We start from the raw sequence: 17,918 nt of genomic DNA on the forward strand, positions 1-17,918 counted from the left end.
CGTTTGCGTTGTGTCTGGAAAGTTTTATCACATTTTTTTCTTATGTGCTTCGTAGAATTACGGGCAAAATCCGCCTGTCAAAAATCGCTGAAATCACTAATGATTAGAGAGATGCGGTTTATATTCCCATCAGCCTTGCTGGTGTTCATTTAAGGAAAGTTTCGTTTATGGTCAATCTTCGTCAGCCCAGGGATGTCGCGCAGATACTGCTGTCGGTGCTGTTCTTAGCCATTATGATTATTGCGTGTCTGTGGATTGTTCGTCCTTTCGTGCTCGGATTTGCCTGGGCCGCGACCGTCGTCGTCGCCACCTGGCCTTTACTCTTGCGTTTGCAGAAACTGCTGTTTGGTCGCCGCGGCCTGGCCGTGCTGGTGATGACGTTGCTGTTGTTCCTGCTGTTTATTATTCCCATTGCACTACTGGTTAACAGCCTGGTTGACAGTAGCGGCCCGGTTATTCGCGCGGTCACCAGCGGTGATATGACGCTGCCGGATCTCGCGTGGCTGAACAGTATTCCTGTTGTGGGCGCAAAACTGTACAGCGGCTGGCACAGCCTGCTGGAGATGGGCGGTAGCGCCCTGATGGCCAAAGTGCGTCCGTACATCGGCACAACCACCACCTGGTTTGTGGGGCAGGCTGCGCACATCGGTCGCTTCATGATGCACTGTACGTTGATGCTGGTCTTCAGCGCCCTGCTGTACTGGCGCGGCGAGCAGGTTGCGCTGGGGGTACGTCATTTCGCCACCCGACTGGCAGGGAAACGCGGCGATGCGGCCGTGCTGCTGGCAGCCCAGGCCGTCCGCGCGGTGGCGCTCGGTGTGGTGGTCACAGCGCTGGTGCAGGCTGTACTTGGCGGAATCGGGCTGGCGATTTCCGGCGTACCTTATGCCACCATTTTCACCGTCGTCATGCTGATGACCTGTCTGGCGCAGCTCGGTCCGCTGCTGGTGCTGGTTCCCTGCATTATCTGGCTTTACTGGACGGGGGATACGACCTGGGGCACGGTGCTGCTGGTCTGGAGTTGCGTGGTGGGCACCATGGATAACGTGATCCGTCCCCTCCTCATCCGCATGGGCGCTGACCTGCCGCTGATTCTGATCCTGTCCGGGGTAATCGGGGGGTTAATTGCCTTCGGCATGATTGGCCTGTTCATCGGTCCGGTTCTGCTAGCGGTGACCTGGCGTCTCTTCTCCGCCTGGGTGCATGAAGTACCGCCGCCGGGAACCGATCCAGACGTCATCTTAAGCGAACTTGAAGAGCTGGAAGATAAGAACGCGCAGTAAGAACGGATGCCGGGTGGCGCTAACGCTTACCCGGCCTACACTCTCCACAGCAATACTTAAACGTTGCTAAACTATTTATTCTCTGCACACTGGTCAGACCCGCCTTTTCCTGCCTAAAACCGTCATTCTCTTCAAGAAATCTTTACCTGCCTTTAACTATTGAGACGAATCCGATCGACTCAAAATCCTGGCATGCCTACTATTAAGACACGGTTATAAATCAACACCTTGATTTATAAGCATGGAAATCCCCTGAGTGAAACAACGAATTGCTGTGTGTAGTCTTTGCCCATCTCCCACGATGGGCTTTTTTTTATCCTTTTTACGCCAGTGTAATGTCACAGCGACTAAGCATCCGCCAATCCCCCGCCAGTACCCGCGTCTTTCCGCTTACCTGCACGTTCACCACCGCGCGAATATCCGCCGAGGACGCGCCAACCTGTAGCTCAAACTCCCCTGGCTCGACAATTCGCTTTCCGTCCCGGCGGGTGAAATTAAACATCTCCACCGGCAGGGTAAAGGTCAGCGTGGCGGTTTCTCCCGGTGAAAGCGTAACGCGCTGGAACGCTTTCAGCTCCTGAAGCGGACGCACCTGCGTGGCGACCTTATCGCGTACGTACACCTGTACCACTTCGCTGCCGCTGCGCTCGCCGGTGTTGGTGATATCGACGCTTAACGCCACCTCTCCGTCGATCGGGACGCGGCTTTCAGCCAGGCGGGCCGCGCCCCAGCGAAACTGCGTCCAGCCGAGACCGTAACCGAACGGGTAAAGTGCGCCGAAATGGAACGCAAACGGCGTGCCGCCGCTTTTCAGCTTGTGGTTATAGTAGTACGGCATCGCCCCGGCGTTTTTCGGCACGCTCACTACCAGCCTGCCCTGCGGCTCCGCGCGGCCGGTTAAGACATCGGCAATCGCCCAGCCCCCTTCCTGCCCCGGCGCCCAGGCCATCATCAGCGCGGCCACCTTCTCTTCCAGCCCCTGAAGGTTATAAGGACGCCCGCCCGTCATGACGACAATCACCGGCTTACCGGTTGCCACCAGCGCCTCCAGCAGCTGTTGCTGCACGCCCGGCAGGTTTAGCGAATCCGTATCCGAGCCTTCCCCCACGGTGCCGCTCTGGAATAGCCCGGCGAGATCGCCGACGCAGGCTATCACCACGTCACTCTCTTTTGCCGCGCTTACGGCGTCGGGGATCAGATCCATACGTTGTGAAACCGGCGATTGCTGCATCGGTTTACCGCCGCTGTCGCCCGGGAACACCGGCGCGCCCGCCATCCGTTTTTCGATAATGTGACACCCTTTGGCGTAACGTATCAGCGATGCGCCAAGGTACTGTTCCAGCGCCGCGCGCGGCGTCGTTACCTGTGAGGTCTCTTCAACCATATCGCTGATGATCAGGTGAACCGGGAAGCTGTAGCCGCTCAGCAGCGCCAGCGGATCGTCAGCCGTCGGCCCCACCACCGCTACACGGGGTTTTCCGCCGAGAGGTAATATGCCGTTGTTTTCCAGCAGCGTGATCGATTTTGTTGCCACCTCGCGCGCCACCTGCCGGGTCGCCTCACTCTGCAAATCGATGCCGTCTTCGTCGGCGTACGGTTTTTCAAACAGCCCGAGACGGAATTTTTCACTTAGCACGCGCGCCACAATCTCATCCACTTTCGCCATTGAGATAAGCCCACGCTCTACCGCTTCCGCCAGATGACGCGCGCAGTCATCCTTCGGCAATTCCACGTCCAGCCCGGCGTTAAACGCCAGCGCCGCCGATTCCGCTGGATCGTGAGAAATTCCGTGGTGCTGGTGCAGCAGGCTGACGCCGCCGTAATCCGCCACGATAATGCCGTCGAAGCCCCACTGTTCACGCAGCACGGTAGTGAGCAGGAAATGGTCGCTGTGCCCTGGCTGATTATCAATGTCGTGATAGGCTGGCATCACCGAACCGGCGTTGGCCAGCTTCACCGCCATCTCAAACGGCAGCAGGAAGGTATCGTTTAGCTCGCTGAAACCGAGATGGACCGGCGCATGGTTGCGCGCCCCTTCGCTGAAGGAGTGGCCGACGTAATGTTTCAGGGTCGCCAGCAGATCGCGCTTATCGCCCTGCAACCCCTTCACGTACGCCGTCGCCATCACCCCTACCAGCCACGGATCTTCCCCAAATGTCTCTTCCGTCCGTCCCCAGCACACATCGCGCGAGACATCCAGCACCGGGGCCAGCCCCTGCTGGCAACCGACGGATCGGGCCTCTTTACCAATCTGCTCCGCCGCGCGCTGCACCAGCGCCGGGTCCCAGGTGGAACCGTAGTTCAGCGACGACGGGAACAAGGTTGCATCTTTGCACAGCAGCCCCACCAGACACTCCTCATGAAACAGCGCCGGAATGCCGAGCCGGGTCTCCTCCATCATCATGCGTTGCAGGCGGTTGGCGGCACGCACGCCGGTTTTTGCATTAACAATGTGCGTGCCGAGCGGACGGGTGATCTGCCCGACGCCGAGCTTCAGCCTTTCGTTGAGGGACGCCTGTTCGCTCACGCCAGCGAATTCATCGCTCAGATCGCTGCGCTCGCGGTGGTTGCCGTGTTCATCGAGGATCAGCCAGTACGCGTGCATCTGGGCAAATTTCTCTTCCGGCGTCATACGCGCCAGTAAATCAGCGACACGCTCGTGTACGGGACGTCCCGCGTCCTTGTAGATCGCAGTCATGGTTTACTCCTGTAGTGCGGATTGGGTTGCCGGGCTGAGCTGCCCCGCATCGTTTCGACTATCGCGTTTGCTGGCCAGCTCGCGGGCGATGCTGTCCACCAGCCGGCTGTTAAGTTTGTAGATAGCTAGGAGCGCCACCATGCAGAGGAACAGCGCGCAGGGGATCAGGGTGAACAGGGCATTGATGGTTGCAAGAACATGAGGCGCCTGGTTTGCCTGACCCGGAGCGTAATCCACCATGCCAAGCACCCAACCGACCACCGCCCCACCCAGCGCCAGCCCAAACTTGATGGCAAACAGGGCGGTTGAAAAGACCAGCCCGTCCAGGCGGCGGCCGCTACGGTGTTCTTCGTAGTCCACCACATCGGAGAACATGGTCCATTGCAGCGGCGTGGTCAGGTTCTGAATAAAGCTAAACACAATATTCAGACTGAATATCAGCCACACCTGCGAAGGCGGAATGAAGAAAATCAGCGCGCCAAAAATAACGAAAGAAATAATGGTCCACTGATAGGCACGCACCCGGTCAAATTTCCCCAGCAGGCGTTCAGATAATAATGCGCCGCTTAAGGAGGCCATCATGCCGGAAACAATAAAGGCAAAAACCAGTTCCGGACGTAACAGAACATAGTTAACGTAATACATGGTCGCAGAGCCACGCGTCACGACGGCGGTTAACAGTAAAATATTAAACAGGAAAACTATTCGCCACTGGCTATTGGCGGCCAGCAGTTTTAAATCCGTCAGCATCGAACCGGAGGTGTCATTGCGCGGCGAGTAACGCTCCCGGGTCATAAAGAAGCAGCAGAAGAATAAAACAATGCCCAGCAGCCCCATCAGGCTCATGGCATAGAAATAGCCTTTTTGCACATTCCCCTGGCCTAATAATGAGACCAGCGGCAGCGCGATGACCGTTACAATCAACCCGCCGATAAACGACAGGCCAAAGCGCCAGGATTGCAGCGAGTGACGTTCACGCGGATCGAGCGTCAGCGCGCCGGGCATGGCACAGTAAGGGACGTTAATCGCAGAATAGATCAGACTCAGGATGGCATAGGTTACGCAGGCATAGACAATTTTTGCCGTCTGCCCGGCATCCGGTACGTAGAAGGTAATCAGGCAGCTCACGCCAAACGGAATGGCAAACCAGAGCAGCCAGGGACGAAAACGACCGTGGCGGGTCTGAGTGCGGTCCACCAGCGCGCCAATGCACGGGTCGACAAACGCATCGACCACGCGCACCACTAAAAACATGGTGCCCATAATGGCGGCAGGCAAACCGAATACGTCCGTATAGAAATAAGCGAGAAATAACGTTGCCGTTTGCCAGACCAGCGCGCTGGCCATATCGCCGAGGCCATAACCTATTTTATCTTTGGTACGTAATACAGAGGAGATTGTCATTGTTATTTGCCTTTTTATCAGGTTAAAACGTATTTCAACCAGTCGCGCATCATCCCGACGGATGTACGCGGTAAGGCTCAAGTATTAGCAACGCCCTGCCCGCTAACAATTGTCTAAATTAACAGATAAATTATGATATTTGGTTTTTTGCTTTATTTGTGATGGTGAGCATATTCGCAGGAAAATATAAAAGGCGAGGACAGATATCCTCGCCTTTTTCAGATTATGCAGGTTTTACTTGTTCAGCTCTGCCAGGCTCAGCCAGGTCTGCACCACGGTGTCCGGGTTCAGGGAGAGGCTATCAATTCCCTCGTCCATCAGCCAGGCCGCAAAGTCTTCATGGTCAGAAGGACCCTGGCCGCAAATCCCGACATATTTACCCTGTTTCTTCGCCGCGCGGATGGCCATGGAGAGCAGCGCTTTCACCGCCTCGTTACGCTCATCGAACAGCTCAGAGACAACGCCGGAGTCGCGGTCCAGGCCGAGCGCCAGCTGCGTCATGTCATTCGAGCCAATGGAGAAGCCGTCGAAGTGCTCCAGGAACTGCTCTGCCAGCAGGGCGTTAGACGGAATTTCACACATCATGATGATCTTCAGCCCGTTCTCGCCGCGCTTCAGCCCCTGACGCGCCAGCTCATCTACCACCGCCTTCGCCTGATCCACGGTACGGACGAACGGGATCATGATTTCCACGTTGGTCAGCCCCATGTCGTTGCGCACGCGTTTTACCGCCTCGCACTCCAGCGCGAAGCAGTCGCGGAAGCTTTCCGACACGTAGCGTCCGGCGCCGCGGAAGCCCAGCATCGGGTTCTCTTCTTCCGGCTCGTAGCGTTCGCCGCCCACCAGGTTGGCGTATTCGTTGGACTTAAAGTCCGACAGACGCACGATCACGCGTTTCGGGTAGAAGGCCGCGCCGAGCGTGGCGATCCCTTCCGTCAGACGACCAACATAGAACTCTCTCGGCGAGTCGTAACCCTTCATCATCTCGCGGATTTCGTTTTGCAGTTTTGCGTCCTGGTCGTCGAACTCCAGCAGCGCACGCGGGTGCACCCCGATCATACGGTTAATAATAAATTCCAGACGCGCCAGGCCCACGCCTTCGTTCGGCAGGCAGGCGAAGTCAAACGCGCGGTCCGGGTTGCCGACGTTCATCATGATCTTCAGCGGCAGATCCGGCATGGTATCCACGCTGGAGCTTTTCACGCTGAAGTCGAGGATATCAGCATACACGTAACCGGTATCGCCTTCGGCACAGGAGACCGTCACGTTCTGGTCGTCCTTCATGCGTTCGGTCGCGTCACCACAGCCGACTACCGCCGGGATCCCCAGCTCACGGGCAATGATTGCCGCGTGACAGGTACGGCCACCGCGGTTGGTGACGATGGCAGCCGCTTTTTTCATGATCGGTTCCCAGTCCGGGTCGGTCATGTCGGTCACCAGCACGTCGCCTGGCTGAATGCGGTTCATCTCGCTAATGTCGTGGATCACTTTCACCGGACCGGCACCGATGCGGTGGCCGATTGCGCGGCCTTCCGCGACAATTTTGCCCTGCGCGTGCAGGGTGTAGCGCTCCATGACCTGACCGCGTGAACGGACGGTTTCCGGACGCGCCTGCACGATAAACAGCTTGCCGGTGTGTCCGTCTTTGGCCCACTCGATGTCCATCGGACGGCCATAGTGTTTTTCAATCTGCACCGCCTGCTTCGCCAGCTCTTCCACTTCGGCGTCGGTCAGGGAGAAGCGATCCCGCTGCTCCTGCGGCACATCTTCAATGGTGACCTGCTTGCCATGTTCTTGCGTCGGGGCATAGATCATGCGGATTTTTTTCGAGCCCATGGTGCGGCGTACCACTGCCGGACGGTTAGCCGCCAGCGTAGGCTTGTGCACATAGAATTCGTCAGGGTTCACCGCCCCCTGCACCACCATCTCGCCCAGACCCCATGCGGAGGTGATAAACACCACCTGGTCGAAGCCGGATTCAGTGTCGATAGAGAACATCACGCCGGAAGAGCCCACGTCGGAGCGCACCATGCGCTGTACGCCTGCGGAGAGCGCGACGCCGCGGTGGTCATAGCCCTGATGGACGCGATAGGAGATGGCGCGGTCGTTGAACAGGGAAGCAAACACATGCTTCACCGCCACCAGTACCGCCTCGTAACCCTGGACGTTGAGGAAGGTTTCCTGCTGCCCGGCGAAAGAGGCATCCGGCATATCTTCTGCGGTAGCGGAAGAGCGCACGGCAAAGGAGGCCTGCGCGTCGTCAGCGGAGAGCTGGTTGTAGGCGTCATGGATGGCTTTTTCCAGTTCCGGCTGGAAAGGTGTGTCGATAATCCACTGGCGGATTTGCGCGCCGGCTTTGGCAAGCTCGGTGACATCATCAATATCCGTTTTATCCAGCAGGTCGTAAATGCGCTGGTTTACACCGCTCTGGTCTAAAAACAGGTTAAACGCATCGGCGGTTGTGGCAAACCCGTTAGGTACGGAGACACCCATACCGGACAGATTTGTAATCATTTCACCCAGGGAGGCATTTTTGCCCCCAACTCTGTCTACATCATTCATGCCGAGTTGGTTATACCAAAGCACCAGCGGTGACGAGCCATTGTTGGACATCGAAACAATCCTTTTGTGATATTTGATCGGAGTAAGAAACACCTGACTACGTATTTATACTGGCATATTTATTTCCGCTAAAAAAACGGTGAATCGTGTAAGCAATTTAAATTTTCAACTTTTCGGACAGTTTCCCGCCATTCGCTAACCCGATGATTCCTATAGATTCCGGCAAAAACCTTAGAAATAAAGCCGCTAATCGAAAAATGAAATCCACTTTTCAGGAAAATCAAAAACACCATTTCATTTTAAATTCAGATAAGTTCTTTGCTGTGAAATTAACTTTTTTAATTTATGCTTTCAGGCAATTACGTACGCTATTCAGGGTGGATAAAATGGATAATGCTGTCGATCGCCACGTTTTTTATATTTCTGATGGGACGGCGATTACCGCCGAGGTGCTGGGACACGCGGTGATGTCGCAGTTTCCGGTATCGATAAACAGCATCACGCTGCCGTTCGTGGAAAATGAGAGCCGGGCCAAAGCGGTCAAGGATCAGATCGACGCCATTTACCAGCAGACCGGCGTTCGTCCGCTGGTGTTCTATTCCATTGTGATCCCTGAGATCCGCAATATCATTCTGCAAAGCGAGGGCTTCTGTCAGGACATCGTGCAGGCGCTGGTTGCCCCCTTGCAAAGCGAGCTGAAGCTCGATCCGACGCCGATCGCCCACCGTACCCACGGGCTGAACCCCGGTAACCTGACCAAATACGATGCGCGTATTGCCGCTATTGACTACACCCTGGCGCACGACGACGGGATCTCGCTGCGCAATCTCGACCAGGCGCAGGTGATTTTGCTCGGCGTGTCGCGCTGCGGTAAAACTCCCACCAGCCTATACCTGGCAATGCAGTTTGGCATTCGCGCCGCCAACTACCCCTTTATTGCCGATGATATGGATAACCTGGTGCTGCCCGCCGCGCTCAAGCCGCTCCAGCATAAGCTGTTTGGGCTGACCATCAACCCGGAACGACTGGCGGCGATCCGCGAAGAACGTCGCGAGAACAGCCGCTACGCCTCGATGCGCCAGTGCCGAATGGAAGTCTCTGAAGTCGAAGCGCTGTACCGGAAAAATCAAATTCCCTGGCTGAACAGTACCAACTATTCAGTAGAAGAAATTGCCACCAAGATCCTCGATATCATGGGGCTAAATCGCCGCATGTACTAATACGCTAGTACATTAATTCAGTTTCAGTTATTATCATGCCATCCTCGGGGCGACGTGCCCCGAACTTGAAATCAGCAGGGATTGGTTTAAGGTGATGCCCATCACTTCCCGGTAGTCTGCCGATGAAGCAAAAAATTTCTGAGACATTCCATGAACAAAACCGACGAACTGCGCACCGCGCGCATTGATAGCCTGGTCACACCGGCTGAACTGGCCAGGCTGCATCCCGTTTCCGCCGAGGTGGCGGACCATGTGACGGCCTCCCGTCGCCGCATCGAAAAAATTCTCAATGGTGAAGACAAACGTCTTCTGGTGGTGATTGGCCCCTGCTCCATCCACGACCTGGACGCGGCAATGGATTATGCACAACGCCTTCAGACGCTGCGCGGCACGTATCAGGATCGCCTGGAGATCGTGATGCGTACCTACTTTGAAAAGCCGCGTACCGTCGTGGGCTGGAAAGGATTGATTTCCGATCCGGATCTGAACGGTAGCTACCGGGTGAATCACGGTATTGCGCTGGCGCGCAAGCTGCTGTTACAGGTTAACGAGCTGGGCGTGCCGACTGCCACCGAATTTCTGGATATGGTGACCGGACAGTTTATTGCCGACCTCATAAGCTGGGGCGCGATTGGCGCGCGTACCACCGAAAGTCAGATCCACCGTGAAATGGCGTCGGCGCTCTCCTGTCCGGTGGGCTTCAAAAACGGAACGGACGGCAATACCCGAATTGCCGTAGATGCCATCCGCGCCTCACGCGCCAGCCATATGTTCCTCTCCCCGGATAAAAACGGCCAGATGACCATCTACCAGACCAGCGGCAACCCGTTCGGACATATCATTATGCGTGGCGGTAAAAAACCGAATTACCATGCAGAAGATATTGCCGCCGCTTGCGAAACGCTGGCGGAATTTGACCTGCCCGAGCATCTGGTGGTGGATTTCAGCCACGGCAATTGTCAGAAACAGCACCGCCGCCAGCTGGACGTCTGCGAGGAAGTTTGCCAGCAGATCCGCAGCGGCTCGACCGCCATTGCAGGAATTATGGCGGAGAGCTTTATCAAAGAAGGCACGCAGAAGATCGTTGCCGGACAGCAAATGGTCTACGGCCAGTCAATCACCGACCCGTGCCTGAGCTGGGAAGACAGCGAACGGCTGCTGGAGATGCTGGCGTCTGCGGTAGATTCGCGCTTCTAACCCCTTGCCGGGTGGCGGCTTTGCCTTACCCGGCCTACGATTCGTGCCCTTCTCCCTCTCCCCGTGGGAGAGGGTCGGGGTGAGGGCGTCAGACCGCATCTCTCCCCCAAATTTGATCCCGTCACACAATTTTCACAAAAACGCTTGCTGTGAATTTGCAGTTTATTGATAATGATTATCATTGTTACATTGATTGTTATTTATAAACATTATGTCACCGACCGATAACAGCGCGGCAACGCCTTCAAAAACACACACAGCGCCGTCCCCTGCTCCCACCGATCGCCGAATCGACAGTAAAAGCCTGTTGGGTGAGGAGGGACGGGTCATTATCGAGCATGACGGCCAGCACTACCTGCTGCGCCAGACCAATGCCGGAAAACTGATCCTGACTAAATAAACCAGACAACACATTCGCCAGCCACCCAGGTGATCCCCAGGCAGCCAGCGCTTTTCAATTCTTATGGAGAGTTGCTATGCCACACCTGCAATCCGCGTCTTTACGCCCGTCTCTTCTGGCGCTGGCGATTGTCAGCACCCTGCCGGGCGTTACGTTTGCTGCCGCAGACGAGATCACCGTCACCGCCACCGGCAATGCCCGCAGCGCCTTTGAAGCCCCCATGATGGTGAGCGTGATTGACGCCACCGCGCCGGAAAACCAGACCGCCAGCTCCGCTGCCGACCTGCTGCGCAAGGTGCCCGGTCTGACGCTGGACGGCACCGGGCGCACCAACGGTCAGGACGTTAACCTCCGTGGCTATGACCGCCGTGGCGTGCTGGTGCTGGTGGATGGCGTGCGCCAGGGCACCGATACCGGACACCTGAACAGCACGTTCCTCGATCCGGCACTGATCAAACGTATCGAAGTGGTACGTGGCCCTTCCGCCTTGCTGTACGGCAGCGGCGCGCTGGGCGGCGTAATTTCGTATGACACCGTCGACGCCAGCGATCTATTGGATGCAGGTAAAAACAGCGGCTATCGCGTATTTGCTACCGGTGCAACAGGCGATCACAGCATCGGGATGGGCGCCAGCGCCTATGGCCGCACCGATACCCTGGACGGCCTGGTCTCATGGTCCAGCCGCGATCGCGGCGACATCCGCCAGAGTGACGGCGCGAGGGCGCCAAACGACGAATCCATCAACAATATGCTGGCGAAAGGCAGCTGGAAAATCGATCCGGCGCAGACGCTGAGCGGCTCCCTGCGCTACTACAACAACGACGCGCAGGAGCCGAAAAATCCGCAGACCACGGATGCCAGCAGCAGTAACCCGATGACCGATCGTTCCACCATTCAGCGCGATGCCCAGCTTGGCTACCGCATTGCGCCAGCCGGAAACAACTGGCTGAACGCCGATGCGAAAATTTACTGGTCCGAAGCGCGGATTAACGCCCAGAACATCGACGCCAGCGGTGAGTTCCGTAAGCAGACCACCAAAGGCGGCAAAGTCGAAAACCGCACCCGCCTGTTCAGCGACTCCTTCGCCTCGCACCTGCTGACCTACGGCGGGGAATACTATCGTCAGGAGCAACACCCTGGCGGCGCGACCACCGGCTTCCCGGACGCTAAAATCGACTTCAGCTCCGGCTGGTTGCAGGATGAGATTACCCTGCGCGACCTGCCGGTAACGCTTCTCGGCGGGACGCGTTACGACAACTACCGCGGCAGCAGCAGCGGTTACGATGACGTGGATGCGGATAAGTGGTCATCACGCGCCGGGTTAACCGTGAGTCCAGCCGACTGGCTGATGCTGTTCGGCTCTTACGCCCAGGCCTTCCGCGCGCCAACGATGGGCGAGATGTATAACGACTCGAAGCACTTCTCTATCGGCAGCTTCTACACCAACTACTGGGTGCCGAACCCGAACCTGCGTCCGGAAACTAACGAAACCCAGGAGTTCGGTTTTGGGCTGCGTTTTGACGATCTGCTGCTCGCCAACGACGCGCTGGAGTTCAAAGCCAGCTACTTCGACACCAAAGCGAAAGATTACATCTCCACTACCGTCGATTTTGCGGCGGCCACCACCATGTCCTATAACGTACCAAATGCCAAAATCTGGGGCTGGGACATGATGGCAACCTACGCGACCAGCCTGTTCAACCTGGACGTGGCCTACAACCGCACGCGCGGGAAAGATACCGACACGGGCGAATACATCTCCAGCATCAACCCGGACACCGTCACCAGCAAGCTGGATATCCCGGTGGCGCAAAGCGGATTCTCCGTGGGCTGGATCGGCACCTTCGTCGAACGTTCAACGCATATCAGCAGCAGCTACAGCGAGCAGCCTGGCTACGCAGTGAATGATTTCTACGTCAGCTATAAAGGTCAGCAGCAGTTCAAAGGCATCACCACCACCCTCGTGCTGGGGAACGCCTTCGACAAAGCCTACTGGTCACCGCAGGGCATCCCGCAGGATGGCCGCAACGGCAAGATCTTCGTCAGTTATCAATGGTAATTCCCTTCGGGGCAACGATTCAGAAGGATAAGATTATGGGTCACTACACACGCTGGCTTGAGCTTAAAGAAGAACATCCGGGTAAGTACGCCCGTGATATCGCCGGATTAATGCACATCAGCGAAGCAGAGCTGGCATTTGCGCGCGTTGGACACGACGCCTGGCGGCTGCGCGGTGAAATCCGTGAGATTCTGGCGGCGCTGGAGTCGGTGGGGGAAACCAAATGCATCTGCCGTAACGAATACGCCGTTCATGAACAGATCGGAGCGTTTACTAACCAGCACCTCGGCGGCCACGCCGGGCTGGTGCTAAATCCGCGTGCGCTGGATCTGCGTTTGTTCCTCAACCAGTGGGCGAGCGCGTTTCACATAAGTGAAACGACCTCCCGCGGCGAACGTCAGAGCATTCAGTTCTTCGATCATCAGGGCGACGCTTTACTTAAGGTCTACACCACGGATCACACCGACGTTGCCGCCTGGGGCGACGTGCTGACCCGTTTTATCATTGCCGATAACCCCGCTCTGGCGCTAAAGGCTGTCGAGTCCCCTGCGCATTCCGACGGTGCTGATGCAGGCTCGGTGGAGAAAGAGTGGCGCGCCATGACCGACGTGCATCAGTTCTTTAGCTTACTGAAGCGCCATAACCTGAGCCGCCAGCAGGCGTTTCGTCTGGTGAGTGACGATCTGGCCTGTAAGGTGGATAACAGCGCGCTGGCACAGCTGCTGGAGACGGCGCGACAGGACAGAAACGAAATCATGATCTTCGTCGGCAACCGCGGCTGCGTGCAGATTTTCACCGGTGTGGTGGAAAAACTGACGCCCATGAAAGGCTGGCTGAACATCTTCAACCCAACCTTTACCCTGCACCTGCTGGAGGAGGCCGTCGCGGAGACGTGGGTAACGCGCAAGCCGACGGCGGACGGTCACGTCACCAGCCTGGAGCTGTTTGCTGCGGATGGCACTCAGATCGCCCAGCTCTATGGGCAGCGTACCGAAGGCGAGCCTGAGCAGAGCCAGTGGCGTCGCCAGATTGACGCCCTGACGCCAGAAGGGCTGGCCGCATGAAAAACTGGTTTGCCCTGCTCTGCGCCCTGCCGCTGGTCGCCGTCGCCGCGCCGGAGAGAATTGTCGCCCTCGGCGGCGATGTGACGGAGATCGTCTACGCCCTCGGCGCGGAGTCTTCTCTGGTTGCGCGCGACAGTACCAGCCAGTGGCCGCAGGCGACAAACGCGCTGCCTGACGTGGGGTATCTTCGCCAGCTGAATGCGGAGGGGATTTTGTCCGTACGCCCGACGCTGGTGCTGGCAAGCGACCAGGCGCAGCCCTCTCTGGCGCTGAAGCAGGTTGAACAGAGCCACGTCCGGGTGGTTACCGTTCCCGGCACGCCTGACCTGCGCGCGATTGACGAAAAAGTACGGGTGATAGCTCAGGCGACGCATCATGAGGCGCAAGGGGAAACCCTGCGCAACTCGCTGCGTCAGGCGCTGGCGGCACTGCCCTCAACACCGCTCAACAAGCGGGTGCTGTTTATCCTCAGCCACGGCGGAATGACCGCAATGGCGGCCGGGCAACAGACCGGTGCGGATGCGGCAATACGCGCCGCCGGGTTGCAGAACGCCATGCAGGGCTTTACCCGCTATCAGCCGCTTTCCCAGGAGGGGGTGATAGCCAGCCAGCCGGATCTGGTGGTGATTTCGCAGGAGGGCCTTAACGCGCTGGGCGGCGAAGAAAATCTGTGGAAACTGCCCGGTCTGGCGCAAACGCCAGCGGGACGAAGCAAGCAGGTGCTGGCTATTGATGACATGGCCCTGCTGGGCTTCAGCGTCCGCACGCCGAAAGCCATACAACAGCTGCGTGCCAGAGCGGAGCAACTGCCCTGATGTCCCGGCGCATCACATTATCGTTATGGCTTCTGGCGGGGTCGCTTACCGTCATGACGATCATGGCTACCGGTTTTGGGGCGTTACGCCTGCCGGTGAACGTGCTCTGGAGCGGCAGCGATGGGACGCTACGCCAGATCTGGCTCACCATCCGTCTGCCCCGCGTGCTGCTGGCGCTGGTGATTGGCGGGTCGCTGGCGCTCGCCGGCTGCGTCATGCAGGGGCTATTCCGCAATCCGCTTGCCGACCCGGGCCTGCTCGGGATCAGCAGCGGTGCGGCGCTGGCCGTCGCCCTGTGGGTGGTGCTCCCGCTCGCGCTGCCCGCGCTGGTGATGCTCTACGCCCCTATGCTGGCGGCATTTCTTGGGGCGCTGGCAGCCACAGGCGTGATCTTCCTGCTCAGCAAGCAGCATGACACCTCTCTGTCACGTCTGTTGCTGGTGGGTATCGCCATCAATGCCCTGTGCGGTGCGGCAGTGGGTATGCTTTCGTGGGTCAGCAATGACGCCCAGCTGCGTCAGCTTTCACTCTGGGGAATGGGAAGTCTTGGTCAGGCACAGTGGTCCACGCTGCTCGCCGTGACCTCGCTGATGGTGCCTGCCGCTCTGGCGATCTGGCGCTGTGCCAGTGCGTTAAATTTACTGCAACTGGGTGAAGAGGAAGCGCATTACCTTGGCGTGGACGTTGCCCTTGTACAGCGAATATTACTGTTATGCAGCGCCCTGCTGGTCGCTGCGGCTGTCGCCGTCAGCGGCGTGATTGGCTTTGTCGGACTCGTGGTGCCGCACCTGATGCGCATGTGGTTGGGCGCCGATCACCGGGCAACCCTCCCCGGAACGGTTCTCGCGGGCGCTTTACTGCTGCTGGTGGCGGATACGGTCGCGCGCACCCTGGTCGCCCCGGCAGAAATGCCGGTCGGCCTGCTCACCAGTATCCTTGGCGCTCCCTGGTTCTTATGGCTCATTTTTCGTCGTGGAGAACAGCATGGCTGAACGTTATACGGCTGAAAATCTGACTTTTACCCGGTCTGGCCGCACGCTGACAGATAACGTTTCGCTGTCACTGTCGCAGGGAGAGCTGGTTACATTGATCGGCCCCAACGGCGCGGGGAAATCCACGCTGCTGCGGCTGCTGACCGGCTATCTGAAACCCGACAGCGGAGGCTGTTCGCTGGCGGGAAAAGCGCTGGATGAATGGCATCCGCAGGTGCTGTCGCGCTATCGGGCGGTGATGCGCCAGCAATCTCAGCCTGGATTTGACTGGCAGGTGGAGGAGATCGTTGGAATGGGGCGTGCGCCCTGGACGCGTCACCCGGAACCGTCAATTGTGCGTGAGGTGTTGCAGCTGACCGGTTGCCTGCCGCTGGCCGGCAGGCGCTATCATGCCCTCTCGGGGGGCGAGCAGCAGCGCGTCCAGCTCGCCCGCGCGCTGGCGCAGCTGTGGCGTGACGGAACGCCACGCGGCTGGCTGTTTCTCGACGAACCCACTTCCGCGCTGGATCTCTACCACCAGCAGCATCTGCTGCGCCTGTTGAAATCGCTGACCCGTCAGGGCCATCTTCACGCCTGCGTGGTGCTGCACGATCTCAATCTTGCCGCATTATGGTCGGACCGGATCCTACTGTTACACAACGGCAGGATTGTTTCTCAGGGCATACCGGAGACGGTTTTGCAGGCCGACGCGCTGGCACGCTGGTACGGTGCGCAGGTGCACGTCGGCAGACATCCGGCGCACGCCGCGCCGCAGGTTTTTCTCGCCCCTTAGCTTGAGCAGCTCACTTCCAGCCGCTTGCCCCAGTCCGGCGGGCGGCTGACATAGTCATCCTCCCGGTCGGCAAACGGCGTGCGCAGGGCGATATGTAGCCGATGCAACTCGGTATAGTCCCCCTGCTCTGCCTGCTCAATGGCCCGCTGCGCCAGCCAGTTGCGCAATACCATCGCCGGGTTAACCGCCTTCATCCGCGCCTGGCGGGTATCGTCATCAATTTGTTCCTGCTGTAAACGCGCCCGGTAAGCGGCAAACCAGTCATTAAACGCCTGTCGATCGACGAACTCGTCGCGCAGCGGTGACGCAGCGCTCTGCTGCGCGGTCTGACTCAGCATACGGAAGGTTCGGGTATAGTCGCTGCCTTCACGCGCCATGATGGCAAACAGCCCATTCAGCAGCGCGTTATCGCCTTTTTCCTGCGTCATCAGCCCCAGCCTGGTGCGCATTAACACACCGTATTCCCGCAGCAGGACCTCCTGATAGCTGTCCAGCGCATCGTTCAGGGCATCAACGTCGATAAACGGCGACAGGCTTTGTGCAAGCCGCTGAAGGTTCCACAGCCCCACCGCAGGCTGGTTGTCGAAACGGTAACGCCCCTGATAGTCCGAATGGTTACAGATGTAACCCGGCTGATAGTCATCAAGGAAGCCGTACGGACCGTAGTCAAACGTCAGCCCTAACAGGGACATGTTGTCGGTGTTCATCACCCCGTGGGCAAAGCCGACGGCCTGCCAGCGGGCAATCATTGCGGCGGTGCGCGCAACAATATCACGGAACCAGAGAACATAGCGGTCCGGCTCGTTTTGCAGGTGCGGCCAGTGACGACGAAGAGCGTAATCGGCAAGCTGGCGGACTTTATCCGGCTCGCGGCGATAGTAGAAGTGTTCAAAATGACCGAAACGCAGATGGCTTTCCGCCACGCGGACCAGCATCGCTCCCTGCTCCATCGTTTCGCGGGCCACCGGCGTGTCGCTGGTGACAATGGACAGCGCACGTGAGGTAGGGATCCCCAGAGCGTGCATCGCCTCGGAAGCCAGACCTTCACGTATGGTTGAACGCAGCACCGCGCGGCCATCTCCCATGCGTGAGTATGGGGTTAGCCCTGCCCCTTTCAGGTGCCAGTCGAGCGTTTCGCCATTCGGCAGAACTTGTTCACCCAGCAGGATACCGCGGCCATCGCCGAGCTGTCCCGCCCAGACGCCAAACTGATGTCCGCTGTAGACCTGAGCCAGCGGCTTCATGCCCGGAAGCAGCGTTTCGCCGCCCCAGACGCCGGCGCCTTTTTCTGGCTGAAAAAGCGTCGAAGGGATGCCAAGCGAATCCGCTAATGCATCGTTATGCCAGATAAGACGCGCGTTTTGTAAAGGCGTTGGCTTAAGCGCGGTGTAAAAGCTGGGTAATTCATCGTGCCAGTGAGCAGTAAAAGACAGGGTCATAAGTCCTCCTGCT

Annotated in this window: 13 protein-coding genes and 1 other RNA gene; 10 read left to right on the forward strand and 4 right to left on the reverse strand. The window is 58.1% G+C overall.

Features of this window, described 5'->3' with window-relative positions; translation table 11 throughout:
• Nucleotides 1–167: 167 nt before the first annotated feature.
• Nucleotides 168–1,283, forward strand: a complete 1,116-nt coding sequence (gene ydiK, locus ACOTX4_RS10195; protein WP_015570721.1) for an AI-2E family transporter YdiK — start codon at nt 168–170, stop codon at nt 1,281–1,283.
• A gap of 209 nt (nt 1,284–1,492) precedes the next feature.
• An RNA gene (rprA, locus tag ACOTX4_RS10200) (antisense sRNA RprA) lies at nt 1,493–1,600 on the forward strand.
• Between the two features lie 5 nt (nt 1,601–1,605).
• Here the strand turns inward: rprA and ACOTX4_RS10205 are convergent.
• From ACOTX4_RS10205 to ppsA, 3 genes are all read right to left on the reverse strand, one after another.
• Entirely contained in the window at nt 1,606–3,981 is a 2,376-nt protein-coding gene (locus ACOTX4_RS10205; RefSeq protein ID WP_045332095.1) for a glycoside hydrolase family 3 N-terminal domain-containing protein, read from the reverse strand.
• Between the two features lie 3 nt (nt 3,982–3,984).
• A complete protein-coding gene (locus ACOTX4_RS10210) occupies nt 3,985–5,385 on the reverse strand; it encodes an MFS transporter (RefSeq protein ID WP_045332096.1) in 1,401 nt (466 codons plus the stop codon).
• Nucleotides 5,386–5,619: 234 nt separating this feature from the next.
• Nucleotides 5,620–7,998, reverse strand: a complete 2,379-nt coding sequence (ppsA, locus tag ACOTX4_RS10215; protein ID WP_023305974.1) for a phosphoenolpyruvate synthase — start codon at nt 7,996–7,998, stop codon at nt 5,620–5,622.
• A gap of 335 nt (nt 7,999–8,333) precedes the next feature.
• On the opposite strand from ppsA, the gene ppsR reads away from it, so the two are divergent.
• From ppsR to ACOTX4_RS10255, 8 genes are all read left to right on the forward strand, one after another.
• Nucleotides 8,334–9,167: a posphoenolpyruvate synthetase regulatory kinase/phosphorylase PpsR gene (ppsR, locus tag ACOTX4_RS10220; RefSeq protein WP_017384644.1), complete on the forward strand. Its 834-nt coding sequence runs from the start codon at nt 8,334–8,336 to the stop codon at nt 9,165–9,167.
• A 150-nt stretch (nt 9,168–9,317) separates the two neighbouring features.
• Nucleotides 9,318–10,364 carry a 3-deoxy-7-phosphoheptulonate synthase AroH gene (gene aroH / locus ACOTX4_RS10225; RefSeq protein ID WP_023315935.1) on the forward strand — a complete coding sequence of 349 codons (1,047 nt, stop codon included), beginning with the start codon at nt 9,318–9,320 and terminating at the stop codon, nt 10,362–10,364.
• A gap of 211 nt (nt 10,365–10,575) precedes the next feature.
• Nucleotides 10,576–10,764 (forward strand): hemin uptake protein HemP, encoded by a 189-nt coding sequence (hemP, locus tag ACOTX4_RS10230; RefSeq protein WP_045332101.1) that lies wholly within the window; start codon nt 10,576–10,578, stop codon nt 10,762–10,764.
• A 76-nt stretch (nt 10,765–10,840) separates the two neighbouring features.
• A complete protein-coding gene (locus tag ACOTX4_RS10235; protein ID WP_032609038.1) occupies nt 10,841–12,823 on the forward strand; it encodes a TonB-dependent hemoglobin/transferrin/lactoferrin family receptor in 1,983 nt (660 codons plus the stop codon).
• Between the two features lie 35 nt (nt 12,824–12,858).
• Nucleotides 12,859–13,887: a hematinate-forming heme oxygenase ChuS gene (gene chuS, locus ACOTX4_RS10240; protein WP_032661763.1), complete on the forward strand. Its 1,029-nt coding sequence runs from the start codon at nt 12,859–12,861 to the stop codon at nt 13,885–13,887.
• On the forward strand, nt 13,884–14,702 hold the full coding sequence (locus ACOTX4_RS10245; protein WP_045332102.1) for a heme/hemin ABC transporter substrate-binding protein: 819 nt from the start codon (nt 13,884–13,886) through the stop codon (nt 14,700–14,702). Before chuS ends, ACOTX4_RS10245 begins: the two co-directional genes overlap by 4 nt.
• Nucleotides 14,702–15,694 carry a FecCD family ABC transporter permease gene (locus ACOTX4_RS10250; RefSeq protein WP_045332103.1) on the forward strand — a complete coding sequence of 331 codons (993 nt, stop codon included), beginning with the start codon at nt 14,702–14,704 and terminating at the stop codon, nt 15,692–15,694. The genes ACOTX4_RS10245 and ACOTX4_RS10250 overlap by 1 nt, the downstream gene beginning before the upstream one ends.
• Nucleotides 15,687–16,466, forward strand: a complete 780-nt coding sequence (locus ACOTX4_RS10255; RefSeq protein ID WP_023324502.1) for a heme ABC transporter ATP-binding protein — start codon at nt 15,687–15,689, stop codon at nt 16,464–16,466. Before ACOTX4_RS10250 ends, ACOTX4_RS10255 begins: the two co-directional genes overlap by 8 nt.
• Here ACOTX4_RS10255 and selO read toward each other — a convergent pair.
• Nucleotides 16,463–17,905, reverse strand: a complete 1,443-nt coding sequence (gene selO, locus ACOTX4_RS10260; RefSeq protein ID WP_045332104.1) for a protein adenylyltransferase SelO — start codon at nt 17,903–17,905, stop codon at nt 16,463–16,465. The two genes, ACOTX4_RS10255 and selO, sit on opposite strands and share 4 nt — an antisense overlap.
• Nucleotides 17,906–17,918 lie beyond the last annotated feature (13 nt).

Origin of the sequence: Enterobacter cloacae complex sp. IR5459 (assembly GCF_049238005.1) — a bacterium.
GTDB lineage: Bacteria > Pseudomonadota > Gammaproteobacteria > Enterobacterales > Enterobacteriaceae > Enterobacter > Enterobacter hormaechei_C.